Annotated in this window: 18 protein-coding genes; 6 read left to right on the top strand and 12 right to left on the bottom strand. The window is 60.7% G+C overall.

Going from position 1 to position 26,983, the window contains the following annotated elements; all coding sequences use genetic code 11:
* Genes ASG19_RS14930 through copD form a run of 3 tightly spaced genes read left to right on the top strand, consistent with a single transcriptional unit; the run spans position 1 to position 2,619 of the window.
* Positions 1 to 1,365 carry a PepSY domain-containing protein gene (locus ASG19_RS14930; RefSeq protein ID WP_062458868.1) on the top strand — a complete coding sequence of 455 codons (1,365 nt, stop codon included), beginning with the start codon at positions 1 to 3 and terminating at the stop codon, positions 1,363 to 1,365.
* A gap of 10 nt (positions 1,366 to 1,375) precedes the next feature.
* Complete coding sequence (gene copC / locus ASG19_RS14925; RefSeq protein ID WP_062458865.1) at positions 1,376 to 1,738, top strand: copper homeostasis periplasmic binding protein CopC; 363 nt, start codon at positions 1,376 to 1,378, stop codon at positions 1,736 to 1,738.
* A complete protein-coding gene (gene copD / locus ASG19_RS14920) occupies positions 1,735 to 2,619 on the top strand; it encodes a copper homeostasis membrane protein CopD (RefSeq protein ID WP_062458862.1) in 885 nt (294 codons plus the stop codon). Before copC ends, copD begins: the two co-directional genes overlap by 4 nt.
* A gap of 3 nt (positions 2,620 to 2,622) precedes the next feature.
* On the opposite strand, the gene ASG19_RS14915 is transcribed toward copD, so the two are convergent.
* Together ASG19_RS14915 and putA are read right to left on the bottom strand one after the other, a co-directional pair.
* Complete coding sequence (locus ASG19_RS14915) at positions 2,623 to 3,696, bottom strand: lactonase family protein (protein ID WP_062458859.1); 1,074 nt, start codon at positions 3,694 to 3,696, stop codon at positions 2,623 to 2,625.
* Between the two features lie 7 nt (positions 3,697 to 3,703).
* Positions 3,704 to 7,399 (bottom strand): trifunctional transcriptional regulator/proline dehydrogenase/L-glutamate gamma-semialdehyde dehydrogenase, encoded by a 3,696-nt coding sequence (gene putA / locus ASG19_RS14910; RefSeq protein WP_062460393.1) that lies wholly within the window; start codon positions 7,397 to 7,399, stop codon positions 3,704 to 3,706.
* A 161-nt stretch (positions 7,400 to 7,560) separates the two neighbouring features.
* On the opposite strand from putA, the gene ASG19_RS14905 reads away from it, so the two are divergent.
* Positions 7,561 to 8,028 (top strand): Lrp/AsnC ligand binding domain-containing protein, encoded by a 468-nt coding sequence (locus ASG19_RS14905; RefSeq protein WP_062458856.1) that lies wholly within the window; start codon positions 7,561 to 7,563, stop codon positions 8,026 to 8,028.
* 15 nt (positions 8,029 to 8,043) lie between these two features.
* Here ASG19_RS14905 and ASG19_RS14900 read toward each other — a convergent pair whose 3' ends face one another.
* The 8 genes from ASG19_RS14900 to ASG19_RS14865 form a co-directional block, all read right to left on the bottom strand.
* Entirely contained in the window at positions 8,044 to 10,917 is a 2,874-nt protein-coding gene (locus tag ASG19_RS14900) for a hypothetical protein (RefSeq protein WP_062458853.1), read from the bottom strand.
* Entirely contained in the window at positions 10,917 to 12,749 is a 1,833-nt protein-coding gene (locus ASG19_RS14895; RefSeq protein ID WP_062458850.1) for a GMC oxidoreductase, read from the bottom strand. The genes ASG19_RS14900 and ASG19_RS14895 overlap by 1 nt, the downstream gene beginning before the upstream one ends.
* A gap of 1 nt (position 12,750) precedes the next feature.
* Positions 12,751 to 15,558, bottom strand: coding sequence for a c-type cytochrome (locus ASG19_RS14890; protein WP_062458848.1), 2,808 nt, complete (start codon positions 15,556 to 15,558; stop codon positions 12,751 to 12,753).
* Positions 15,559 to 15,576: 18 nt separating this feature from the next.
* Positions 15,577 to 17,058, bottom strand: coding sequence for a cytochrome c (locus ASG19_RS14885; protein WP_062458844.1), 1,482 nt, complete (start codon positions 17,056 to 17,058; stop codon positions 15,577 to 15,579).
* Positions 17,055 to 17,486, bottom strand: coding sequence for a hypothetical protein (locus tag ASG19_RS14880; protein WP_062458841.1), 432 nt, complete (start codon positions 17,484 to 17,486; stop codon positions 17,055 to 17,057). Before ASG19_RS14880 ends, ASG19_RS14885 begins: the two co-directional genes overlap by 4 nt.
* Positions 17,483 to 19,006, bottom strand: coding sequence for a c-type cytochrome (locus ASG19_RS14875; RefSeq protein ID WP_062458839.1), 1,524 nt, complete (start codon positions 19,004 to 19,006; stop codon positions 17,483 to 17,485). Before ASG19_RS14875 ends, ASG19_RS14880 begins: the two co-directional genes overlap by 4 nt.
* Entirely contained in the window at positions 19,003 to 20,439 is a 1,437-nt protein-coding gene (locus ASG19_RS14870) for an NADH:flavin oxidoreductase (RefSeq protein ID WP_062460392.1), read from the bottom strand. Before ASG19_RS14870 ends, ASG19_RS14875 begins: the two co-directional genes overlap by 4 nt.
* Before the next feature lie 179 nt (positions 20,440 to 20,618).
* Positions 20,619 to 21,083, bottom strand: coding sequence for an Lrp/AsnC family transcriptional regulator (locus ASG19_RS14865; RefSeq protein ID WP_062458837.1), 465 nt, complete (start codon positions 21,081 to 21,083; stop codon positions 20,619 to 20,621).
* A 124-nt stretch (positions 21,084 to 21,207) separates the two neighbouring features.
* Here ASG19_RS14865 and alr point away from each other — a divergent pair, with 124 nt between their 5' ends.
* Entirely contained in the window at positions 21,208 to 22,362 is a 1,155-nt protein-coding gene (gene alr, locus ASG19_RS14860) for an alanine racemase (protein WP_062458835.1), read from the top strand.
* Positions 22,363 to 22,371: 9 nt separating this feature from the next.
* Positions 22,372 to 23,628, top strand: coding sequence for a D-amino acid dehydrogenase (locus tag ASG19_RS14855; protein WP_062458833.1), 1,257 nt, complete (start codon positions 22,372 to 22,374; stop codon positions 23,626 to 23,628).
* A 36-nt stretch (positions 23,629 to 23,664) separates the two neighbouring features.
* Here the strand turns inward: ASG19_RS14855 and ASG19_RS14850 are convergent, their stop codons facing one another.
* Positions 23,665 to 25,032, bottom strand: coding sequence for a sigma-54 dependent transcriptional regulator (locus ASG19_RS14850; protein ID WP_062458830.1), 1,368 nt, complete (start codon positions 25,030 to 25,032; stop codon positions 23,665 to 23,667).
* Entirely contained in the window at positions 25,019 to 26,908 is a 1,890-nt protein-coding gene (locus tag ASG19_RS14845; RefSeq protein WP_062458826.1) for an ATP-binding protein, read from the bottom strand. The genes ASG19_RS14850 and ASG19_RS14845 overlap by 14 nt, the downstream gene beginning before the upstream one ends.
* Between the last annotated feature and the right edge of the window lie 75 nt (positions 26,909 to 26,983).

Below are 26,983 nucleotides of genomic sequence, written 5' to 3'. Positions count from 1 at the left end.
ATGACCATCTTAACTTCCGCCTCACCCGCGGAAAGCGACGCCTCGAGCGTTTCGCTTTACCGCGCCCTATGGCGCTGGCATTTCTTTGCGGGTCTTCTCGCCATTCCCTTCATGCTCAACCTAGCCATCACCGGTGGGCTCTACCTGTTCAAGGACGAAATCAACGATACGTTTTTTGCATATCGCTACCAGGTGGAAGCCGCCGGTTCGCCGCTTTCGCCGGACCGGATCGTCGAAGTCGCCGCATCCGCCGTCCCGGGTTCGGTGGCGCGCTCTTACAAGGACCCTGCTTCGGCAACACGGAGCGCCATCGTCACCGTGTCGTCCAAAGCCGGCTCCACGCTCGTCTTCGTCAATCCCTACGATGGCGACGTGCTGGATACTGTGGTCGCCGCAGACGAATTCAATCAGGTGGTCAGAAGCATCCACAGCCTCGCCTATTTCGGTACATTTCCCAACATCCTGACAGAGATCGCCGGCGGCTTTGTCATGGTTCTGGTCGCGACCGGGATCTATCTCTGGTGGCCGCGGCGGCAGACCGGCGGTGTGGTGACGGTGCGCGGAAATCCTTCGCGGCGGGTGTTCTGGCGCGACATGCACGCGGTCACCGGCGCTTTCGCAGGGTTGCTGATCTTCTTTCTCGCCGCCACAGGCATGTTCTGGTCGAACACCTGGGGCAGCAATGTCCAGGCCTGGCTCACCGACAAGGGCCTCGGCTATCCGGCAGAGCTTTGGGACAACGTGCCGGTGTCGAAGAAGGTGACGGGCGATGTCGCGCCCAATAGCGGCTGGAGCGTCGAAAAGGCGCCGGTGCCGATGTCGGGTACGCTGACCGGCGAACCGATAGGCCTCGGAAAGGCCGTCGCGATCGCGAAGGATCTGGGCATAGCCCCGGGTTTCGATACGGCGATCCCGCGGACAGGAAAGGGCGTCTATACAGCTTCCATCTTTCCTGACGAGCTTTCGAAGGAAAGGACGATCCATATTGATCAGTATTCCGGAACACCGCTGGTCGACATGGGTTATCCGCTCTATCCGGCGCCTGGAAAGGCCGTCGCGTGGGGTGTCAATGTTCATATAGGCCAGGAATGGGGTCGGTTTAACCAGATGCTGATGCTCGCCACCTGCCTTGCGATCGTCTTTACCTGCGTCACCGCTGTCGTCATGTGGTGGAAACGCCGTCCATCCGGCCGCCTTGGCGTCCCGCCGATGCCGCCGAGCCGTTCCGTCTATTTCGGTCTGTGGCTGATCACGCTGGTTTTTGCCATCGCGTTTCCGATGAGCGGGATTGCGATCGTCGCGATGATCGCCTTCGACCAGATCGTCGTCCGCTTCGTTCCACCGCTCAAACGCGCCTTCGCTTAAAGGAAAACACATGCGTAACACACTCATCGCTTCGCTTGCACTCGCGGCTTTTGTTGCCGCCGCTGGCCAGGCTGCTGCCCATGCCAGCGTCAAATCGACGACCCCAACCGACAAGGCATCCGTTGCATCGCCGGAAGAACTGGACCTGACATTTTCCGAAGCCCTGAACCTGCCGTTCAGCAAGCTTCACCTTCTCGGCCCCGACGGCAAGGAGATCGAGATCGGCAAAGGCGTGCTGAAAGACGCTGACAAGACGCTGACTGCGCCGGTCACCGGGCCGCTCAAGCCCGGCACATATACGGTCAGATGGAATGTGCTTTCGGTCGATGGCCACAAGACCAACGGCACTTACACGTTCACCGTGAAGCCGTGACAACGGCTGAGACCCTCATTGTAGTCTGCCGTTTCGGCTTCTACGCAGGCGCCCTGTTCCTCTGGGGCGCCTCAACCTATATCGCCGGTTTTGTGCCGGACGGTCTACGGCAATCGGTGCGGGCGAAGCTCACACCGATCCGCGGCCTGTCGGTGCTTGTGATAGCGGGTGCGACGGTTGCATCTCTGCCGCTCAACGCCGCCCTTCTCGGCGACGGCTGGCAGGATGCGGCGGATCTCGGCATGCTGTGGACGGTCATAACCCAGACCAGTATCGGCACCGTCTGGATAGTGCAGGCGATTGCTGCGGGCCTGTTGTTCGCGGCCCTTACGCCCTCCTCGCGCTCGAAAATCCTGCCGACGGCGCTGGCGGCTTTGGTCGCTCTCGCCAGCCTTCCGATTTCCGGACACGCAGCCATCCACGATGGACCGTTGCGCCTGCTGCACCGGGCGAACGATCTGCTGCACCTTCTCTTGGGCGGGTTCTGGTTCGGGGCGCTGTTACCGGTCGCTCTGCTTCTCCCCGCGCTCAGGGACCAGTCGACGCGACACGATGCCACGACCGCTTTGATTGGCTTTTCCCGGGCAGGTCATGTTGCCGTGGCACTTGTGATCGTGACAGGGCTGTTCAGCACATGGCTCATCGTCGGCGGCCTGCCGCTTAACTGGTCCTTGCCCTATCAGCTGCTGCTTTCGGCCAAGATCCTGATCGTTGCAACCATGGTCGCGCTGGCGATCGTCAACCGTTACGTCTTCGTGCGGCTGCTCGACCGCAGCCCGCTGATGTATCGAAGCCTCGTCTGCGCGACGGTCACGGAAATCGGGCTAAGCCTCGGAGTGCTCGCCCTCGTCGCCTATTTCGGTCGTTTGCAGCCGGTCTAGACGTCAGGCGAACAGGACGCAGACGGGACTGCCGATCTCGAACGGCTCGCCGATGGTCGTCAGCGTTCCGTGTTCCCCATTGATCTCAAAGAACACCAGCGAGTGGCTGTCCTGGTTGGCGACGATGAGATAGCGACCGGTGGGATCGATGGCGAAATCCCGCGGGGTTCTACCCATGGTGGGATACCAGCCGAGGGTTCTCAACCCGCCATCGGCCAAAATTTCACAGGCGACGATCGTGTCGTGGCCGCGGTTGGAGACATAAAGAAACCTGCCATTCGGATGAATTTTGATCGCCGCGCAGGACGACGTGCCGGCAAAATCGGCCGGCACTGTGCTGGTTTCGGCGAGGAGCGTGAAATTGTCTCCCTCGATGGCATAGGAGCCGACAGAGCAGGCGGCCTCATGCGCGACGTAGAGCCGGCGGCCATCCTGCGAGCAGACGATATGGCGTGGAAGCGAACCGCCGGACACGTGCAGCACGACATCCGGCTCTGAGCCTATTCCCTGATCGCCGAATGCATATCTGGCGATCTCGTCGGTCCCGAGATCGCAAACGAGAACATGCCGATCGCCAGGCATGACCAAAACCTGGTGCACATGCGGGCCTTCCTGCCTGTCGGTGACGGGGCCGGATCCTGTCCGCTGGATCACCATGACCTCGTCGTCATTAGGAAGACCCTGATGATCAAGACCGTAAGCGACCGCACTTCCGCTGCCGTAATTGGCAACGAACAGCCGCTCCCCTGACCTGTCGAGCGTGACATGACAGGGCGCAGAACCTCTTGCCGAAACTCGCTTCGCCAATTTTAGACCGCCGTCCCCGTCGATCTGCAGCACAACCACGCCCGCCTGCGCCTCGTCGTCGACTTCCTCGACGGCGTAGAGGACGCGTCCATCCTGCCCTTGCGCCAGATAGGTGGGGTTGCGAATCGCTTCAAACGCCGCGACCTCTTCGAATCGCGCTGTTTTTAGATCAAGGGAAAGCAGGCTGACGCCTTTTCCCTTGCCCTCCACATGCGGCATCGATTCCGTGTAGCTGCCTATGATGACGCGCGCCGTCTGAAGATCGTCCATGCTGTCCTCACCCTATCGCCATCAGGCTCGCGTTGCCGCCAGCGGCCGCCGTATTCACGGAGAGCGACACTTCTTCAAGCAGCCAGTTCAGGCAATAGGGCTCATCCATGCCGGCGATGTCAGCTGAGGAAGCCGCCTGCGTCAGCACCAGCGGGCCGGGAAGGCTGGCAATACGGCGCGAGACGGAGATCAGGCTATTGCCGTCGCCTTCCACCAAGGCACCGGCATAGGGTCCATGGCTTGCCCAATCGGAAGACCAGATGATCCGGGCAGCGATTTCGGCCGGCAGATCGGAGAACTTACTCTGAAGGCCGGAGTCCGTGTCGATGGTGACGCTGTTGCCGGTTGCGAGCGCGGCACCCAGTTGGGAAACGAGACCCGCCTCTGTCTGCGGTACGAGCAGGATGCGACCGCGCGGATGCAGACTATAGGTGTTGCGCTCACCGACGGGCCCCGGAAGTTCCTGCGACATGCCGAGAGCGGATTCGCCACCCAGTTCGCGGATCGCTTCGGCGTCCTCGGTTTTGCCCTTGGCGCGCAGCCATTCGGCCAGCAACGAGATCGCCGGATCGACATGAACGGAACTGTGGCGCGGCGGAACCGGCGGCTGCTGCAGGAGGCGACCGAGATAGAGCGGACCGCCGGCCTTAGGCCCCGTGCCTGAGAGACCTCGCCCGCCGAACGGCTGCACGCCGACGACGGCACCGATGACGTTGCGGTTGACGTATATATTGCCGGCCCGGACACGGCTCGTCACATGCGCAATCGTTTCGTCGAGACGCGTGTGGAGGCCGAATGTGAGACCGTAGCCGGTGGCGTTGATATCGTCGATCAGCCTGTCGAGATCCTCACGACGATAGCGGATGACGTGAAGGACAGGTCCGAACACTTCCCTCTCGAGGTCCGAGAGGTTGTTCAGTTCGATGATCGTCGGCGCGACGAAGGTTCCGGCAGCCGTTGCAGCGGGGATGGCGACCTGCTCAATGCGCCGGCCCTTGGCGCGTATCGCATCGATGTGGCCGTCGATAACACCCTTCGCTTCGGCTGTGATGACCGGCCCGATATCGATCTTCAGCTGGTCGGTGCGCCCGACCGTGAGTTCGGCAAGGGCGCCGCGGAGCATGGTCAGCACGCGGTCCGCTATGTCTTCCTGCAGGCACAGGACACGGAGGGCCGAGCAACGCTGACCGGCGCTGTCGAAGGCGGACGCGATAACGTCGCCGACCACCTGTTCAGCCAGCGCCGAGGAATCGACGATCATCGCGTTCTGGCCACCCGTTTCGGCAATCAGCGGGATCGACTTTCCGGCGTTTGACAGCCGGCCGGCAAGCTCGGCCTGGATCAGGCGAGCGACGTCTGTCGAACCGGTAAACATCACGCCCTGGGTTTCGGGGGCGGCCACGAGTGCTGCGCCGATCTTTCCATCACCCGGCAAAAGCTGAAGCGCGTCGCGTGGTACGCCGGCCTGATAGAGAAGTTTCACGCCTGCCGCTGCGATCAACGGCGTTTCTTCGGCAGGCTTTGCCAGCACGCTGTTGCCGGCAACGAGAGCGGCCGCGATCTGTCCGGTAAAGATTGCCAGCGGGAAGTTCCACGGGCTGATGCAGACCACCGGTCCAAGCGCCTTATGGCCCGGCCCCAGCGTCCGCTTGGCCTGTTCCGCATAATAGCGCAGAAAATCGATCGCCTCGCGCACTTCGGCAATCGCGTTCGGCAGGGATTTTCCGGCCTCGCGCATGATCAGGCCGAGAAGGGACGGCATGCTTTCCTGCATGGCATCGGCAGCCCTTTCGAGGCAGGCGGCGCGTTCCTGCGGCGCAACGGATTGCCACTCGGCAAAGGCTTCCTGTGCGAGAGACGCTGCCTTTTGCGCATCCGTCAGGCTTGCTTCCGTGACTGAGCCGACCACATCCGAATGGTCAGCCGGATTGAGCACGGGCCGCGTTTCACCTGATGAAGTTCCATCGCCAAGTTCTGGAGCGGCTGTGAAGGGAGCCTGGGCGCCTTCCTGAAACACGGACGCGAGGGAGGCAAGCGTCGTTTCGTTGGCGAGATCGAACCCCAGGGAGTTCTGTCGGTCCTTGCCGAACAGGTCGGCAGGCAGAGCGATCTGATCGTGTTTTCCGCCGGGAACGGGCATGGCGCGAACGACGGCGGCCGGATCGGCAATCAGCTCGTCGACGGACACCTGGTCATCGCCGATCCGGTTCACGAAGGATGAATTGGCGCCGTTTTCCAGGAGACGGCGGACGAGATAGGCGAGAAGCGTTTCGTGGGTTCCAACAGGCGCATAGATGCGGGCCGGCCGGTTGAGCTTTGCCTGACCGACGACCTCTTCATAGAGCGGCTCGCCCATGCCGTGCAGGCACTGGAACTCGTAATCGCCAACCTTGAAATCAGGTCCGGCCAGCTGATAGATCGTGGCAAGCGTCTGGGCGTTGTGTGATGCAAATTGCGGAAAGACGGCGTCGCGTGCGTCGAGCAGTTTCCGGGCGCAGGCGATGTAGGAGACATCCGTGTGCACCTTGCGGGTAAAGACCGGGAAGTCTTCGAGGCCTTCGATCTGCGCCTTCTTGATTTCCGCATCCCAATAGGCGCCCTTGACCAGACGCAGCATGATGCGGCGGTTGGAACGGCGTGCGAGGTCGATGATGAAATCAAGCACGAACGGGCATCGCTTGCCATAGGCCTGCACCACGAAGCCGATGCCGTCCCAGCCGGAAAGAGCAGGGTCGAAGCAGAGGTCCTCCAGAAGATCGAGCGACAGTTCGAGGCGATCGGCCTCCTCCGCATCGATGTTCAGACCAATATTGTAGGACTTGGCAATGGCGGCCAGCGTCTTCACGCGCGGCAGAAGTTCTTCCATGACGCGGCCAGCCTGGGCGCGGGTATAGCGCGGATGAAGTGCCGAGAGCTTGATGGAAATGCCAGGGCCGTTGTAGATCCCGCGTCCGGCAGAGGCCTTGCCGATCGCATGGATCGCCTTCTCGTAATCCTTGTAATAGCGCTCCGCGTCTTCCCCTGTCGTCGCTGCCTCGCCAAGCATGTCGTAGGAATAGCGAAAGCCCTTCTGCTCCATCGCCCGCGACCGACGCAGCGCTTCCTCGATCGTCTCACCAGTGACGAACTGCTCGCCCATCATCCGCATCGCCATATCGACGCCGCGGCGGATGACCGGTTCGCCACAGCGGGCGATCAGGCGCGTCAGTGCCGCCGAAAGGCTGCGGTCGCTGACGGTCGAGGTCAGTTTGCCGGTCACGACAAGTCCCCAGGTCGCCGCGTTGACGAAGAGCGAACGGCCCTCGCCCACATGCGACTTCCAATTTCCGCCGGAAATCTTGTCGCGGATCAGCGCATCGCGCGTCGCCATATCCGGAATGCGCAGCAGCGCCTCAGCCAGGCACATCAGGGCGATGCCTTCCTGGCTGGAAAGCGAGTATTCCTGCACAAGCGCTTCGACGCCCGAGCCCTTGGCCTTGCGGCGCAGCGCGACAATCAGATCGCGCGCTGTCGAACGGACTTTGTCTGCGAGGTCGGCGGGCAGTGTTGCCTGCTCGAGAAGCGGCAGCACACTGTCGATTTCAGGTCTGCGATAGGCGGCTGTAATGGCCTTGCGCAAATCCGACTGCGGCCGGATCGGCGCGGCGAAATCTTCAAAGGGCATGGTCTCCAAAGAGCCAGGCAAGAATGTGTTGTGTTCCATCGCAGATGCCATTGTTCCGCCTCCCGAATATCAAGCCAATCTAGCGGATCAGCGACGATCCCGCGATGCGAGAAAAATAATCGAAACTGCTCTATATAGCTTCTCTGAAAATGGGTAGAATTTGGAGAAATTCACCACGTTTCGGGAGGAGGACAGAGAAAATGGAGAGGAAGAGCGATACACCTGGGGATATCGACCACTTTGACCGGAAGATCATGGATGTCCTGGTCGGCGATGGCCGCGTCTCGGTGACGGATCTTGCCGACAAAGTCGGCCTTTCCAAGACTCCGGTGAATGCGCGCCTGAAGCGGCTGATGCAGGACGGCTTCATTCTCGGCTTCCGCGCCGTCCTCAACCCGAAGAAACTTGGCCTCGACCACGTCGCTTTCGCAGAGGTGAAACTGTCCGATACGCGCGAAACGGCACTCAACGCGTTCAACGCGGCGGTGTGGCGAATTCCTGAAGTCGAGGAGTGCCACATGATCGCTGGGCGCTTTGATTATCTCCTGAAGATCCGCACACCCAACATCCGCCGCTATCGCGAAGTGCTGGGCGAGAAAATCTCCAGTCTGCCATTTGTGGCAAGCACCTCAACCTCGGTTGCCATGGAGGCGGTGAAGGAACGATAGGTCCAAGACCACTGGTCAGAGTTGCGGCGGCAGCTTTCCGTTCAACATGTCGAGCAGCCTGACCCAATTCGCACGATGCCGGTTACCGGGACCATCCTGCGCCCAACCCAAGACCCTCTTGACGCCCCCGTTGTCCTGATAGCTGAAGGCCCGGCTGCTGTGCAGAGACAGCACGAGTTTTTCGACGTCCTCGGCATGGAGCGTAACCTGTTCGCCCGAATGGTTGGGATCGCGAAACGTCATCGAGCCCGGCAGCAACCAGTGCGTTCCGATGCCTCCATTGCTCGAAAAAACGGGCGGTATCACGATGTCATGAAAGTAGATCTTGCTGCAGTGGGTCGTTTCGTAGAGCGTTTTGAGGTCGGCGCGCAGTTCCGCTTCCATGCCGAGCCCGAGCTGTCCACCCGCTCCAAGGACAGAGTCGAAACCGAAACTTTCGCTATAGGGCCCCGCGAGAGCGGAAACATCCGCGACGATGACGTGGAGCGGGGCGAACTTTGGCGAACTGCCGCACCCGCAAGATTTGGGTTCTCGTCTCGCCGCATCGCGCAAGGCACGATACATGGTCACTGTACCGCGATTCTCGACCGTCCCGCCGTCCGTCACCCAATAACGTTTGGCCGTGCCGCTGCTCGGCATGATATCCACGGCGGCATCCGGAAACACAGGGGGGAAATTGGCGCTCAATGCTGCGGCCCGTGACACGGAGACGTCAGGTTCGTCGATGGTGACGATTTCCATCCCGGGCGACGTATTTGCCTGCATCGTCTGGGTCGATCCGATGTTGGTCAGCACAAGCCGCCCGCCCGCGCCCGCGCCATCCAGCAACCCCTGGCACCGGCTGGCCTGTTCCGGCAGCGAATACCCGTCGCCTCGGCGGCACGGATTTCCAGGATCAGGATAGGATCCGACGATCGACGAATTCAGCATCAATCCAAACGAGACGTCGCCCATCTTTCCCGCCCCCATTCGGCAGACGAAGGATTCCGCCAGGATATGGCCGAGTTTGGAGCGGGCTGGTGCAACGCCGCTCACAGAACCATCCGGCACCGCCGGCTCGCCGCATGTAAAACGTCTCCAGTGAAAGCGACCGAATGTGATCCGCAGGTCGCTGGCGCGATTGATGACATCTTCAATATAAGGATGCGCCATTTCCCGCGAATAGCGCTCCCAAGCCATGAAGCCGACGCCACCGCGGGAGCGCAGTTCCGCCTCGTGCAAGCCAAAATACGCAAGCGCAGCGCTCCCGCCGGAAACGCCGCTCGCCATCACCACGTCGCAGACATGTCCCGCCTCCGCCAAGCCCCTCAGCAACGAGGCGGTATAGATCGCAGCGCGTGTACCACCTCCGGAAGCCGCGATGGCGATGCGAGGCATGCCCGCTTTCAGAGGTGAGCAGTCGCCATTTTCATAATCCTGGTTCTTCATGAACGCGAGAGCATCGCGACCGCCCCCACCCTCGGCATGGACTGTGAGCTCCGGCGGTTGCACCGCGTAATAGAACGTCAGGACAATCGGCCCGACAATCAGGCCGAAGGCCAACGTTCCGACGATGACCGGATAGATCACCGCCGCCCGCTCGAAATTGCGCAGGCTCGCCAGCAGATCGTCTGCCTTTATCATGTCGCGGGAGCGAAGCTCGATCTGGCGCCGGAACTGACCGATCAGCTCCGCGGGCGTCATGAACTGGAGCGCCGTGCCGCCGCCGGCATACCCGTCTTCGTAGTGACCCCGCAGCTTCAAGCGGCCGGCGCCATGCAGGCTGATCGTGCGACCTTCGCTTTCGACGCGGCTGAGTGTCGGATCACCGTGGTAGGGATAAGCGACCGATATGGCAGTGCGCCAGTCGGGCTTGAGTGTGAGCATGCGCATCAGCCTGCGGGCCACGAACTGGTCGGTCCAGAAACCGTAATACCAAGCGCACGCATAAGAAAGCAGGATGTAAAGCATCAGGACCGGGTTGCCATAACCCGTGCTGCCGCCATTGAAGAGGTACGTGATGAAATGTATTTCCGCGAGCCGTGCCCCGGCGACGGCAATGACGAGAATGGAAATCACGCGCTGCGGACCGATGAAAAACATCCGGCCCAGCGTCTTAAGGATTTCCATCAGCCGCTCGAAGAGAATGCCGAGGAAAAGCAAGATCCACATGATCCCGCCGACGAAAAGGAAAGTTGGGGCAAGAAGATGGTCGGGTACGAACAGGGTCAGCAGCGACCCGGGCAGAAGGAGTTCTACCGGATAGCGAACCGGAGCGATTGCCAAGGCGGAAAAGAAGGCAGCTTTCGCCCCGCCCCCCACGAAACTGTAGCGATCCTTGGGAAGAAACAGCTCCACCTCTGGCAGGGCATCGGCCAATCCTCCATCGGCTGTCGACCTGAATAGCGCTGCGGCAAAACCGAATGCAGCAGCAAGCGCGACGGTCATCGCAAGAACGACGGCCACGCCCACGTGCAGTCGGGGTGCGGCGACCATCTCTCCGTAGACCTCGGGCAGAGAACTCCACAACAGCAATGCCAGCATCGCAACCAGACATGTCAGTTGCCCGGTCAGCAGATAGTTGTTGGCGACTTGGCGACGCTCGGCAAGAGCGTTGAGACCCAGAAAAAGCACAAGTCCGATCACCAGCAGAATGAGGTTCGGCCAATCGGTTTCCATGGTGGGGCCAAGTGCCAGCATGACGGTCAGCACCAGAAACAGCGCCGGCGCGTACCAGGGATAACGGTCCGGGGCGAGCAGTTTCCAGTAGGCGCGTCGCCTTGTCGGAAGCGGCCGGTTGGCCCACGCATCCAGACGTCGCCAGCCGCGAACGAAATCCGCAACCCTGTCGTTCAGCCAGGGATAGGCTTTCCGAACGAGAGACCGGCCGCGTGGTTGAACCTGCGTCATCACGCCATCTCCCCCTGTGGTGGCGAAAGCAAAACGTCGGCCGCCTTCTCGGCGATCATGTAGACCGCGCAGGCGAGGAAATAGCCGGGAATGCGGGGAAAGACCGACGCATCCACGATCCGCAACCCATCGACGCCATGCACCTTGAACCGGCTGTCCGTCACGCCGCCGCTGTCCCGCGGCCCGATGGCGCAGGTCCCGCAGGCGTGGTGACCCCATGCGTTTTCGGCCACGTAGTTGCGCAGTGCTTCGTCGCTGTCGCGCCAGCGGCCGGGCTCTTCCTCTTCGGCAACGAGGTCGTCCATCCCTTCGGCCACTTTGCGCACGAAACGGACGCCCTTTACCATCGCATCGAGATCGCGACGGTAATCACCGCTGCCTTCGGCAAACGAATGGAACTGAATGTCCGGGTCTGTCCGCCAGTCCGAAGATCGCAGCCTCACCGTACCGGCTCGGTTTTCCGTATAGGCCTTCAGCACGACCCAGCTCAGATAGTCTTTCTTTCTGATCCGCTGCGAATAGCCTTTGTAGTAGCCGCGGAAATCACCCAGCAGCGAAAAGCAGTGGAGATCAGGCTCGTTCAGGCTGTCGCGCGATTTGAGCGCCATGGAAAACAACAGGCCGTTGCTTGTGTAGTTGCCAAGACGAAAGCGCCGCCACTTGCGGTATTCCGCGTCACGGATCGAATAGGCTGCGTTTTTAAGCGTCGCCCAGGGCTTGTTCATGCGGCTGACGACGCCGATCTCATATCGGTCCTGCAGATTGCGGCCAACGCCCGGCAGATCTTCGACGACGTCGATCTCGTAACGAGCGAGATGAGCGGCATCGCCAATTCCCGACAGCATCAGGATCTTCGGCGATGCGAAAGCGCCGGCTGCGAGGATGACCTCTCGCCGCGCCTCAACGAAGAGTTCGTTGCCGTTCGCATCGATCGCGTGGACGCCCACGGCGCGCCTATCCTCAATCGCAATACGCGCCACCGCTGTTCTCAGCCGGATATCGAGCCTGTCGGGATACCTCGCCTTGACGTCGAGCAACCGTTCGCGCGGCCCATGCCGCACATGCCTGCGGGTGGAAAGGGGCGCGATGCGGATGCCGCTTGCGAAGGGGTTCCAGACCCGGTGCGCATTCGGATCGGTTTCCGCCGTCTCCCATTGCGTCCCGGAATGACCGAAGGCATCAGCTGCCGCGCGCACACAGCGCAGAAGCGAGCTCAACAGCAGGCGGTCGCGGATTGGTCTCAGCGGAAAAACCAGTTCCGTTTGCATCCAGCCCCACCAGCCGTGTCCGGTCGGATTGAGACCAGTGAGGAAGGAAAGCCAGCGCCAGAAAAAGATGCGGTAGCGGCAGCGTTCGATCCGTTCGAAATAGGTCTGCATATGCGCAGCCCGCCAGCTCTCGTCGCCTGTGAGGTCGCGGATATGGTTCCAGTCGCAGGCATTCGGTTTGACGATGATCATCGCATGATGGGCACTGCAGCCACCCAGCCCCTGTGCACGGGGATAGAGAATTCCGCCCTTTTCATCGCAGTACCGCCAGTCGCGTTTCTGCACGGCCGTATCCTCATAATGCCTGACATAGTAATCACGCGCCAAACCCTCGTGTTCGGACGCGAAAGCATGGAACGCCGGCACTTTATAAGCATCGGCCAGAGGCATATCGGGGTCGTCATCTGCAACCGCATCGCTGTAAGGCCGTTCGGCGAGCGGATCACCACCAGCTTCGATCACCAGAACGGTGCACCCCGCCTCCACAAGCCGCGCAGCCACGACCGCCCCACCCGCACCGGCGCCAATCACGATGTAGTCGTGGGTCGCTTCGCTCCCTGCCATGTCACAGCTGCTTCAGGAATGAAATCAATGCGTCCTTGTCCGCCTGCGACAGATCCGAGCCGAAGGCATGTCCCGCATTGACGACGTAATCGGGGCACTTGCTGAGGGTCACGAGCCGATCGATCAGGCCGGTCTCGCGCACGACCGTCTCGGAATGGCTCCGCACCGCCGGGTCGGCCAGTTCCTGCGCGGAGCATTGCCCGCCCAGCTCTGCGAAGGCCGAAACCAGGCCGGGACCATTGGTGATCAGCCGCTTGTAAACGGGCCAGGCGTCTTCGTCATGATCCGGCAAAAGCTTGGTATTGACCAGCGCATTGACCGGAAATCCCGACGGGAAGGGCCCGAGTGCAATCGATCCGTCATCCTTGAACGCCCAGGGCGCAATGCGGCTGAGCAAGCCGCTAAAGGGGCGGATCTGATCCGGCACGAAGCCTTTTGGGATGATCAGGCAGGAAGGGGCGCTGGTACGATAGATATAGCCTGGCACGGCCTCTTCGGTCGCTTTGTCCATCCGCCGCGTTTCCGGTGAAAGCATCTGCCGGATCGACGTGTCGAAGGCCGAAAGCCGGTTTTCGATACAGGGCATGTAGGGGTCTTTGGGATCCGCAGCAGGGCAGGCGCTGGGAGATCGTGGGTAGTTTCCGTTGCCGGAGTTTGCCTGCGTACCAGACGTCCCAACAGGCCCGCTTTCCGTATCCTTGCCATAACGCGGATAGGAATAGGGGATCTCGTGCCCGACGGAATTGTTGAGGAGATACGGCGCCGTCGACCAGAGGCTGATCAGCGAAGGCGGTCGCAAATAGCCGCGTCCGTTACCCGGTGATTGCATCGGCGTTGCTGCACCCGAAACCGGATGATGCACCGTGACTTCCTTCGGTGCAGGCAGGGTTTTGTATGTCGACGAGGTGAAGTTATCCCAGATATCGCCGGCCAGGCCATTGGTGGCGATGGCACTGCACGCATTGGTGCGCACCAGATCGATCGGCACCCTTCGTTCATTTGACAGATAGTTGTCGACGAGAAAGTCCGGTTTCTCGGCCTGCGCACGCATCAATTGTTTGAACTGTGCCGATTGTGCCCAGGCCCAGTAGCGGTCCCAGCATTCACGGTACTGCGGCCCCGCGCCGCCGCCCTCGCAGATGCCCTCGCCAACGCCGAATTCGGCCGGAGCCTTGGGTTGTTTGCTCGAATGGCACGCCGCGCAGTTTTCAGCGAAGACATCACGACCACGGGCTACCTGCTGCTGATCCAGCGTGGCCAGCAGCTCCTTTCCGCCCGGCGCGTCCTTAAGGAGATCGGAGCGACCGGTGACGAGAAAAAAGATCGCCATGTCGGCCGTCATCGTCTCGGTCGCCTGCCAATAGACGGAGTTCTTCTGTGCATCCGGAACGCGGATTGGCGATATCTTCTGGCCACCCAGGAAGGGGCGGAAGTGCAGAAGCCACTCTTCGCTGAACAGCCCGATGTTCAAGTAAACACGGTTGAGCGCCCCAAGCGTGCCGACTGAGTCAGACCCATCCTTCAGCACCCGCATCGAAGCAGACTTGCCATCCCGCTTGTTGAAGAAGGCATGCAGTGCCGCCGTCTGCGAGTAATCCTGAAACTGCTTGTTCGCCAGCTCGTCGCCGGTCAAATTTTCCCAGCCCGTACCGGATGCAACTCCAAGGCGCGCTACTGTCTCATAGACCGCATTCATCGTGCGAGGGTTGTTGATGTAATCGCTCGAAACGAGCGAGGTATCCAGCGAGCCCGGCGGATTGGTGTGGAACAGCTGGAAAAGGAAATTGCCTTCGTTCGAGGTCGGCTTATCGTCCTCGCCGCGCGGTTGCGTGTTCCAGAAGAAGATCCGGTCCACCCAGAAGTACTGCGCTCCCGGGTTCGAGGTGATCTGCGAAAACTGCGGCCTTTCCACATCCGCAGGCGGCGTGATCGGGTTCGGTCCGACATGGCAGAACGCGCAGGACATGCCGACGCGGTACGGACGCACCAGATCCTTGTCGTTGTAGTAGGAAGGGTCGTTATAGTAGCGGTCGGGGTCCCACTTTTTTGAGGCCTTCAAGTCGAAATCCGGGTTGGAAAACAGGCGCAGCCCCATCACGCCGGTCGGTTCCCCGTAATAGGAGCCGACCGGCAGGGTCACCTCCCGGGCTTCAAACTCAACCGGTTTACCCCGCGCACCCACTTCCACGCCGGGGTATCGCCTGTCCGCGTCCGGATTGCCGCCGAACGGATCGGGAGGCGTGTCAGTCCGGCGCTGGTCGAGCCACAGTCCGAAGTGTTTCGGGTCCGGTCCCGTCGCCTCATCGAAGCCCGGCTCATTGACGAGCCCGAGATACCGAAAGCGATTATCGCGGCCATAGGCCTGGCTCGGATGCGAGGAAACCGTCTTCAGAAGATCAAATGCTCCGATCGTGTTGCGCGCGGCAAAATCCCAGAAGCGATCATTGCCGCCGGTCCAGACAATCCAGGCATTCTGACCGCGGATTGCCGCCTGTCGGATCGCCTCGGGGTCAAGCCCCGTCGCGGCTGCAATCTGGCGGATTTCCTGCGGGTACTCCCCTCCCTCAATCCCATTGAGGATTCCCTTGTCCATCTCGGCGAAATAGGGCTCGGTTGCGGCTGGCAGACTAGAAACGTCGCGCCGCGCAAGCTTGGCCTCGTCCTCGACCTTGCCGAACTGATCAGATGGCGGCTGGATGAGCGACCAGACGACGAAGCCGGCCACGAACAGAACGATCACCACCAAAGCGGCAGCGGTCGTGACCAGCCAGAAGAGGAAACGCTTCGCTTTCTTGGTCCAACCGTGCATGCGTCCCCCTCCCCGGTTTCAAAGTGTCTTCAGATAGGCGAGCAAATTGTCCTTTTCGGCCTGCGGCAGGTCCGTGCCCCAGAGATGGCCGCCATTGCCGTTGCCCGGCAGGCTCGTGTCATAGAGAAACCCGCCCGTTTCCGGTTGCTCGGCGCTGACGAAACCCCCGTTCACCGTGTCGACGAGATCGGAGCCGCGATAAAACTGCTTCGGCCTCTGTTCCGGAGATTTGAGGAGATCGGCAAGCGTCGGAACGCTGCCATTATGCAGATAAGGCCCACGCAACCACAGGCCCGCCATATCGACGGCCACGTAGCCTTCCGCCTTCTGAAAATGCGTGAACCCCCACCGGTAGCCAGTCTCGTAATCGGCATATCGGGACTTCGCCGCGGGGCTCCACATGTCGATGCGATGCCGATCCGTTCCGAGTTCGACAATCGGGATCGGAGATCGGTAGCGCGCACCGTTCGTGTCATGGCAGACGGCACACTGCGCCTGGTAGACCCCCTGCCCCGCATCGACGGCGGAGGCGTCAACCCGAAGGGGATCGTCCGTCTCACGACTACTCTTGAACGGCGAAGGCGGCGGCCGCTGCACCGAGGTGAAGGCGATCATCCGGTCGAGGTTTTCCTGGGTCCGCAGAAAGGTTTTGGAACTCATGCCATCGCCGATGGCGCCCGATACCGCGGTTTCGCGCACATCCGTTTGCAACCCGTCCCAATGAAGCGAGAAGTTGCGAATGTTCGTCGGGGCAAGCTCGCTCATGTTCCACAGCGGCATCATGTCGGAATTGCCGATCGTGCCGTCGTCCGGGAGCTCGAGGTTCTGGAATTTGACGGGGTTGAAAGGATCGATGCGGCCCGGGCCCCAGTCGGGTCGAGTGTCCTGCCAAGCGAACCGCCGCGCCTGATCCTGAAATGCCTTGCGCGTTGCCGGGATCAGAACGAAACGGTAGAGCAACCTCTCATAAAGCGGCATGTCGTAGATCGTGGTGATTTCCCGCATCACCCGGTCCGCGGTGAAGCGGGCATCGGCACCGACCTTGATCAGGAAGCGGATATAGGCCTGCGGATCAACGCGCGTTCCGGCACCGGCCGAGACCAGCACGCGAGGCTCATCGGGTTTAAGCCGGTAGCTGCCCTGGTGGCAGAAGGCACAGTTGGGCGAGACGCGATCGATGACACCCAGTGTCGTCACCGAAAAGCCGATTGGCACCTTGTCTCCGGCACGCCAGTACATGCCGAAGGCACCGTAGCCATCCTTGCCGTTCGGCACATGCTCCGGAAAGAGCTGCGGCAGCACGCGCCAGATCCAGTAGGGCAGGCCCTGAACCTCTTCATTGCCGATCGAGCCGTGATTGAAAAGCCGGGCGAGATCCTCCGTACGAGGGGCGGCAACCGGGCGGAAAAGAAGAAGATAAACGGAAAGCGCACCCGCCACGACGACGACCAGCAGCGCCAGAAGCGCTTTCCAGAACAGCCGGGTTTTGCGCGCGCTCATGAGCGGCCCCCGTCGGCGAGTTCCTGTTCCAGGCGACTGATGTTGAGGAGGCAGATCAGCGTCGGGATCGCCACCGAACCATCGAGAAGGACACCGGTGATATAGCCGATCGGCTGGTCGAACACCGTCACGGCAAGGAGGAAGAACACGACGCCGGCTGTGCGCGATGGAAAGACCTGCAGCCAGGCAAAGATCCGGTAGCGGTCGATATCGATCGACGCGGGAATATAGAAGACGGAGAGAATACCAAGCAGGAGGCCCGCGAACTGCGCCCAGATCACCTGGTTGACGACGATGCCGAACAGGGAAAGCAGCCATTCCGGGCAGAAGATCAGAGGCAGCACGAAACACAGGTTCAGGATCACGCCGATCCATACGACGATAGCGTGACGGGCCTTCCAGGTGCTGAGCGAGCGGGTCCTGATCATAGCGTCTTCATGTATTCGACGAGGGCATCCTTATCGGCTCCGGAAAGCTCCGTGCCATAAGCTTTGCCCTCGTGTCCGCGGTTGGAATTGCCGGTTTTTGAGGTGTCATAGAGAAACAGCTGATCTCCCGGTGCCGCATCGTCGGATCGATATCCGACCCGTGCCAGGTCGAGCACCTCGCTGCCGCGATACCACCGGGCCGGCCGCTGCGACGAGGGTTCGAGCAGATCCCGCAGCGTCGGTACGGACCCATTGTGCAGATAGGGCGAGCGGGCCCAGATCCCGTCGAGGGGATGGTTCGCATAGCCGTTGGTCTTGTGGAACCGCTTGAAACGCCACGGATAGCCCGCATAGAGCTGGTTCTGTGCGGCCGCAAAATCCGGTGTGTAGGAGGCCCAGCGGCCGCGATCCGTCGCGATATCGGCCAGTGCGACCGTCTGGCCGAGCCGCTTGAAATGATCGGTATTGTAGGAATAGGTTCCGCCTGTCTTCATGCCATGGCAACCGGCGCAGGTATCCGAGAACACCTCCCTGCCGCGCTCGGCAGCGTCGACATCTACCTTTGCCGGAAACTGTGGCGCGGGAAGATCCCACATCCATTGTTCGATGCGGCGGATCGACGATCGATCCACCGTTACCGGTGTCACACCTGCGCCGAGTGCTGCGCTCAGGTTGCGCTCGGCAACCGAATTGTTATTGCCGTCCCAGTGAAGGTTCATTCCCTCCCGCGGCCGTTGCTGCCAGATCGACGGATAATCGGAGCTTCCGTTCATCGCTGCATCACTGATCGATGCAGCGTCCATCGGAAAGTTGAACTGCAGGCTTTTGTAGGGGTTGAATGTATCGACCCGCCCGGGCCCCCATTTCTCCTGCCGCGCAACAAATGTCAGCCGTTTGCCGAGATCTGCGAATGCCGCCTGGAGGCGCGGAAAGATGACATAGCGATACACCACCCGCTCGAACGCATTGAGATGACCGCCGACTTCTGGACTGTTGATCGCGGCGATCAGCCGGTCGGCGGTAAACCCGGGATCCGACCCGAGGTCGATGAAGAAGAGAATGAATTCCTGAAGCCGCAAATTGTTTGAAGGTGCACCGTAGACCAGATGCCGCTCCGTCTGGTTCGGAAGCGTGTAGGTTCCGACATGACAAACCGAGCAGTTCAGCCAGACGCGATCGACTCCGGACACGATACGCCTGGAGACGCCGATCGGCAGGTCGTCGCCCGGCTCCTCGTAAAGCATGCCGAAATGACCCCATCCGGCCGGCCCAAGCTTGTCGGCATACATCACCGGCAGCGCCTTGAAGACCCAATAGGGTGGCCCGGTCGATGCCTCGCTGCCAATCGAGCCGTAGAGAAAATGATCTTCCTGGTTTCGGAACGCGACGACATACTGGTTGACGAAAACGAGCCAGTAGACGATCGCTGCGAGCACAAGCACTGCGATCACCACGACGATTTTCCGCTTGCGCCCGAGGACGATCTCGACCGGGGTCAGCGGATCGTTGAGATCACTCATGGCTCCGCCTCCACCGCCTGAGGTGGTGTCGCCACAACGCTTCCCGGAAAGGCCGGCGGCGTAAACACCGACATCACCTCGTCGATCATGTTCTGATGCCGGGCCTCAAACGTTGACCCGGGATACCGTTTTACCTCGTAGCAGCCGAGAGGGTTCTCCAGATCATTGAGAAGACACTTGTTGCAATAGGTGCACTCGCGGCCTTTGTCCGGGCCATTCTGGGTCTTGAGGATCTTTGGCAAATCATTGTTGGCAATCAACGGTCTTGCCATGCTGACGGCATCGCAGGCGCCGCTGCGGATCGCCTCGCCGATCACATCGGCATGCTGAAAACCGCCCGTACAGAGAACCTTGACGCTTTGATCGATGCCCCTGACCGCTTCCGTGACAGCGCGGGCATAATCGAGGTTGATGCCTTCGATGACTTTCCCCCGCCGGAAACGCCACCAGGCCACAAATGCAGGTCCCAGGACCGGATTCGAAAAGATCGAATAGTTGAAACGCGCCCTTGTGCCTTGCGAAAGCATGCCGTCATACCAGCGTCGCAGGTCGTTCAGGGGCAGATCACCCGGCGGGTTGCGGGGGTGCGGAAAGGTCGACCCGCTGGAAATATGGAAGGCATCGACACCCTTGCCGCCATCCAGCAGGAGGGTACAGATCTTAACCGTCTCGTCGAGCGTATTGCCCTTCCTGATCCAGGGATAGAGCCAGTCGTTGTGATCGACCCCGTTGATCTTCATCTGCAGGTGAAAGTCCTGACCGACCTCGCGGCGAATGGCGCGAACGATCTCCAGCACGAACCGCGCCCGCCCTTCCCAGTCGCCGCCATATTCGTCGGTGCGGTCATTGATGCCGCTGCTGAGAAACTGCGTGATGAGATAGCCGTTGGCGCCATGCAGCTCGACACCGTCGAGACCGGCCTCTTTGGCCCGGCGCGCGCCCTGGGCAAACTGCTCGACGACAGTGCGAATATCCTCCCTGCTCATCGCTTCGGCGAGCAGGCCGTGAAAGTAATCGCTTTTGTTCGTTGAGCTCAGTCCCCTTTTGTAGAGGTTTTCAGCACCGCCCATGTCCTGCTGGCGGCCCGAATGACTGAGCTGCATCAAGAACCGACAGTCGTGGGCGTGCACCCGGTCGCCGATCGCCCTCCAGAACGGGATCTTGTCATCATCATCGATCATCGCGTAGCGCACGAGGATTCGCCCACGCACGGAAACCGGCGTGAAAGACGAGATGATACAGCCGACCCCGCCGCGAGCGAATTTCTCCTCCCAATTCAGACGCGCAGAGCCGCCGTGACCGTTGTAATCGTCGAACTGCCCCGAGACATTCGATCGGAAAAGGCGGTTTTTTACCGTCAAAGAGCGGAATTTCAGCTCCTGGAAGATCTGTCTGGAATTGTCTTCGTGAGTGTACTGCTGATCGTCATGCATCATCGTTCGCCCGCTGAGTTAAGAGGACGCCAAATTCAAAGGTCAGAATTTTTGGATGCTATGCGTAAAATGCTTGTGACTGATGATCACGTTATTGCAATTTTATCGAGCTTGCAACGGGAATATGCAACCTCGAAACCGGCATTAATTCGCGAAGGTGAACTGTCGGGAGTGATCTTCTAACGACGGTTTTTCGAACGTGAGGCAAGCACGTTTCGGATGGAAAAGCTGGAATGGATCCGCAAAACCCCGGGAAGCGCCGACAGGATTTCCTTGTGGATACGCTCGAACGCGCCGGCGCTCGCAACTTCAACCCTCAAGATATAATCCGAGCCGCCGGTCATCAGGAAGCATTCCTGAATTTCCGGATGTTTCCTCACAGCAGCTTCGAACCGGTTGAGGTAATCCTCGGTCTGCCGCTCCAGCGTGATGTTGATAATCACGGCGATGGCGCTCTCGATCTGGCCATTGTCGATCAGCGCCGTATACCCGCGGATGACGCCGGCTTCTTCCAGGAGCTTGACGCGCCTCAGACACGCGGAGGCAGACAACCCGACTTCCGCGGCCAGTGCCGCATTGCTGATCCGCCCGTTCAGACGAAGGAGCCGGAGAAGGTTGCGGTCGATCGCATCTATCGCTTCCATGCATATTCTTTCAAAACACGACAGAATTCACCAGAATATCGGTATTCGTCGCACATCCTGTCATCAAATAGCACCAAACTCACCGAATATTCAAATAATCTGCTCTCACAGGGAGGGCAGCAGCATGGATATTTCGTCCTCGTTTGGTGACGCCGAAGTACAGTTCGTTGCCGAGGGTGCATCGGGATACCTGACAATCGATCTGGGTGCCCTCCGGCGCAACTACGAAACGCTCGTCTCCATGCTTCGACCGGCACGCTGCGCAGCGGTCGTGAAGGCTGATGCCTATGGACTTGGTGCAACGGTCGTATCAAGAACGCTCGGCGATGCCGGATGCCGGGACTTTTTCGTGGCCCAGTTCGTCGAGGCCATCAGGCTCAAGGATACTCTCCCTGCCGATGCACGTCTCTATGTCTTGAACGGACTGCAGCCCGGAAACGAAGAGCGCTGCGCTGCCGACGGCATCATCCCTGTCCTGAACTCTTTGCCTCAGTTGCGCCGCTGGTCTGAGCTCGCCCGTCAGGTTGGCCGATCGCTCCCCGCAGTTTTGCAGGTCGACAGCGGCATGTCCCGTCTCGGTTTGTCGCCGGAAGAATGCAGCATCCTGTCCCGGGAAATGAACGAGCATGCCGGCTTGGAATTCCAGTTCGTCATGAGCCATCTCGCATGCGCCGACGAAGGCGGACACCTTATGAACGGCGAGCAGCTGGCGGAATTTGAAAGACTTTCTGGTCTGTTTCCGGGAATTCGGATTTGCCTCGCCAATTCCGGTGGCATCTTTCTAGGAGGCGATTTCCACCACACGCTGGCGCGGCCCGGCATTGCGCTTTACGGCGGCAACCCGACCGTCGGAGCTCCAAACCCGATGGAGCCGGTCGTCAGACTCGATGTCGCCGTGGTCCAGACACGTACCGTGCCGACCGGAACCCGGATCGGCTATGGCGGATCGCATATTGCTGACCGAGAGATGCATCTGGCAACGATCGCAGCCGGATATGCGGACGGCCTGCCCCGTGCCCTCAGCGGCACGGGTGCGGTGTATCACGCTGGCGTACGACTGCCGATCGTAGGGCGGGTTTCCATGGACAGCATCATCATCGATGTCAGCGCGCTGCCAAAGGATACTTTGACACTCGGCAGTCTCGTCGAGGTGGTCGGGGAACACCAGACGCTGGAAGAGATTGCCGAGGCCGCCGGAACGATATCCTATGAGATACTCACGGGCCTAGGGCACCGTTACCAAAGACTATACCGCCAAGTTCAGCTGCAAGACGTCTAGGGGAATACCATGAAAGTCATCGTACTCGGCGCCGGCGTCATCGGCACGACTACCGCCTATCAACTGGCCAAGGCCGGCCACGAGGTCGTCGTTGTCGATCGCCAGACAGGCCCTGCGCTCGAAACAAGTTTCGCCAATGCCGGCGAAGTCTCGTTCGGTTACTGCTCTCCATGGGCAGCGCCGGGCATACCCCGGAAGGCGCTCAAATGGATCTTCATGGAGCACGCGCCGCTGATCCTGCGCCCGAAGCTTGATCGCGCCATGCTGTCGTGGATGTTCAAGATGCTGTCGAACTGCACCTCGGAGCGCTACGCGATCAACAAAAGCCGGATGCTGCGACTTTCCGATTACAGCCGGATCTGCCTTGCAGATGTCCGGGATGAAACCGGGATCGATTACGACGCGCGCATGCAGGGAACGCTGCAGCTGTTTCGCACGCAGCAGCAGCTCGACGCCTCCGCAAAGGACGTCAAGGCGCTCGCGGCCGATGGCATTCCCTATGAAGTGCTCGATCCCGAAGGCTGTATCCGGGTAGAACCGGCGCTCGCCCATGTGCGCGAAAAGATCGTCGGCGGACTTCTGACACCCAAGGACGAGACCGGCGACTGCTTCAAGTTCACTAATCTTCTCGCCGCCAAGGCCGAAGCGCTCGGCGTCCGGTTTGCCTATGGTACGACCATCAAACGGCTCGATGTCGAAGGCGGCAAGGTCAGGGGTGTCGTGACGGACCGCGAAACGCTACGCAGTGATGCGGTGGTGGTTGCTCTCGGCAGCTACTCGCCACTGATCGTGAAAGAGCACGGCATCGATCTGCCGGTCTATCCGGTCAAGGGCTATTCCCTGACCATCCCGATCAAGGATGCCAGCCGCGCGCCGGAATCAACGATCATGGATGAGACCTACAAGATCGCCATCACGCGGCTGGGCGACCGCATCCGGGTGGGCGGCATGGCCGAAATTTCCGGCTATACGAACGATCTCGGTGCGCCGCGCAGGCGCACGCTCGAACATTCCGTGACCGACCTTTTCCCCGGCGGCGATATCACCAAGGCGTCGTTCTGGTCGGGTCTTCGCCCGATGACTCCGGATGGCACGCCGGTGATCGGAGCAACCAAGATCAGTGGTCTCTACCTCAATACCGGGCACGGAACGCTGGGCTGGACGATGAGCTGTGGCTCGGCGAGGGTGATCAGCGATCTCGTCAGCGGCAAAACGCCCGACATCGATGCAACCGACCTTGCCTATGCGCGATACGCGCGCCGCTGATCGGCGTCGCACGCAAACGCGGAGCCGAGAGCAAGTTCAGGAAAGGCGCTTGTCCGCGAATTCGCTTCTGACGATGCCGTGCCGCTGCAGCTTGTCGTAGAAGGTCTTGCGGGGAATGCCGAGCGCCGCAATCGTCTGCTGCACATCGCCATCGCACGCCGTCAGCGTTTCACGAATGATCTCGGCTTCGTATCGCTCCAGCCGCTGGGGCAGCGAACCCGTTTCCGGATCGGCTGATTGCCGAGCGGGAGAGCTTGTCGGATCGAGCCCCAGAACCACACGCTCGGCAAAATGGGACAACTCGCGGACGTTGCCGGGCCAGTGATGGTCGCGCAGGTATTGGCCGATTGTTGGCGTGATCGAGGGCGCTTCCCGATCGAAGCGGGTTGCGGCACGATCTGCGAAATAGCTGAACAACAGGGGAATATCGTCCCGCCGCTCCCGCAGGGGCGGAATGGCGATCGTAACGACGTTCAACCGGAAATAGAGGTCTTCCCGAAACGTCTCGCGCTGAGCCTGATCGCCCAGATCCACCTTGGACGCGGCGATGATCCGCAGATCCACGGGACGCACTTCGTTTGTCCCGAGCGGCATCACCTCGCGCATCTCCAGCACGCGCAGCATCTGCACCTGCGCAGACATCGGCATGCTCTCGATCTCATCGAGAAAAAGCGTGCCGCCGCTCGAGTGCTCGATGCGACCGATGCGCTTTTTCTGCGCGCCGGTGAAGGCGCCCGGTTCGTGACCGAACAGCTCGCTTTCGATCACCTGCTGCGGCAAGGCGCCGCAATTGAGCGCCACGAAGTTCCCGGCTGCACGGCGGCTCCATCCATGCAGAAGACCGGCAACGATTTCCTTGCCGCTTCCGGTCTCGCCGGTGACGAGGACATCGATATCGGTATCGGCGATCTGGCGAAGCATGTTGCGTAGCCGCTGCATGACCGGTGTCTGGCCGATCAACGGGGATTCCTGGCTGGAACTTTGAGCCGCTGCGCGCAGCCGGCGGTTTTCCAGTGTCAGACGTCGCTTTTCAGCAGCGCGCCGGACGCATTGCACAAGCCTGTCCGTCGCAAACGGCTTGGCAAGGAAGTCGTAGACGCCGGTTTGGATGGCCTTCACAGCCATTGGAATATCGCCGTGGCCGGTCATCAGAATGACCGGCAGCTCTTCGTCCAGACTGCGGAGGCGGTCGTAAAGTTCGAGACCATCGAGCCCCGGCATGCGGATGTCGGAGACGACGATGCCCGGGAAGTCGGCGGAAATTTTAGACAGGGCGTCCGTGGCCGAGGTGAACGCGATCGGCTCGAAACCGGCAAGCTCCAGCGTCTGGCCTGTGGCGCGCAGGAGATCGGCGTCGTCGTCTATCAGAATGACCGGCACCGCGCCCATGTCAGGCTCTGTCATGATCGTTTTCCTCATCAGCTCTCACGAGCGATATTGTAAAGCAGGTCCGTCCATCGCGGCTCTCGACCTCGATGCGCCCGCCGTAATCGGTGACGATGTCTTTGGAGATGACGAGGCCGAGCCCCAGCCCTTTTTCCTTCGACGAGTTGAAGGGCTCGAACAGGGCCTCGAGAATCTGCGGCGCGATGCCGGGACCGTTATCGCAGACATGCACCAGCACCCGATCGGGAGACACATCCGTCGTCACTTGGATCAACGCATCCGGCCGGCCCTCAACAGCCTCTAGCGCATTCTGGAACAGATTGATAAACACCTGTTCCAGCCGCAACCGGCTCCCCATCACGACCAGCCCGCTTTGCGGCGGCATGATCTTCAGCGTATCCATTCGTCCCGTGAAGCGGCTGCGAACCAGCATTGTCGCACCGTCGAAGACTTCCTGCAGCAGGACCGGTTCCGGAGCCGGTCGACCTTTGCGCGCAAGTGCCTTCAGATCATCCGTAATCGCACCGATCCGTTCCGTGAGAGACGCGATGTGATCCAGATTTTCGACCGCAATCTCGGCCCTGCCCCGTTCGAGCAGTACCTTGGAATTGTCCGCATAGGCGCGGATCGTTGCGACAGGCTGGTTGATCTCGTGGGCGACACCGGCTGCAACCTGGCCGAGGATGGCAAGCCTGTTGGCATGTACCAGATCCTGCTGGACGGACTGCAGCCGGCTCTCGGTCTGCTTGTGATCCATGATCTCCGCCTCCAGCCTGTCACGCGCAAGACTGAGGTCGATCGTGCGCGCCGCAACCCGATTTTCGAGATCTTCCCGCGCAAGCCTCTGCTGGGCAATCGCCATCTCGGTCACCTGCCGACGTCGCAGCAGGAAGGCTGCCAGCGCGAATAGTGTCGTTACGGCCAGGATCGCCATCAGCCGTGTTTCGCGAAGCGCATCCGACATCGCCTTGGAGATTGGCAGAAGATATTCGAAGCGCCAGGGGGTGGACGGGATCGGGGTCGTGATCTCCAGGAAGTCTTCTGCTCCCGCGCCTCCCGGAAGAATAGCCTGCAGCGTCCGCGCGTTGTCTCCGACCGGCTGCTGACGGATGAATGGCAGGGGAAGAAGCGGCGCATCACCGAATTGCAGACTTTGGCGAATGGCGCCGAGATCGTCCGGATCCAGCGGCTGGGTCGTCATGAACCGCCAGGATGGGAGGCTGGTGATCAGTACGACGTTGCTGGAATCAACAACGAACGAAGGGCGCTGCGAGTTGCGCCAGTCCGCTTCCAGCTGATCGAACTCCATCTTTGCAACGACCACGCCGAGCGGCGCTTCGGCCGGACCGACGCGTTGCGAGATGTAGAGACCGGGCCGTTTGCTGACGCTGCCCAGTGCGAAATGTTCAGCCGCCCCCTTCTGCATCGCCCGCGTGAAATAGGCACGGAAGGTATAGTCGTTGCCGACAAAGCTTGTTGGCTCCCGCCAATTGCTCGACGAGATCGCAATCCCGTCCGGGCCAACGACATAGATCACGCTGGCATTGGTCTTAACGACCAGGTCTTCGAGTTTGGCATCCAGTGCCTCTCTCTTCGCAATAGCCGCATCGGCGCTCAAGTTGACCAAAGCGTCGCGGACCTCGCGGTCACCGGCCAGAAGCAACGGTAGCGCCCGCGGTCGCTCGAGCACGGCCTGCAGAAGAGCAACCTTCAGGTCCGCATCCGTTCGAGCCTGCGCTTCCAGTCGCGTTAACGCTGATGCACGGCCGTAGCGCTCGACCGCAAACCCTGCGGCGACCACGATGCTGATCGCAGCGACGCCAAACACGATCCAGGCCAGCCGAAATTTCCGAACCAGGTGCTCAGCAGGCTGAGGATCGTTTGTGTAGGACATCGCCCCTATGAGCATAATTTCGCACAAACATCAAGGACGAGTGCGGTACTCCGCACAAATCGTTTTGCGTGACAC

It is taken from the genome of Rhizobium sp. Leaf306 (genome assembly GCF_001423425.1).
Lineage (GTDB): Bacteria > Pseudomonadota > Alphaproteobacteria > Rhizobiales > Rhizobiaceae > Neorhizobium > Neorhizobium soli.
This window is presented reverse-complemented; position numbering and strand designations above follow the sequence as displayed.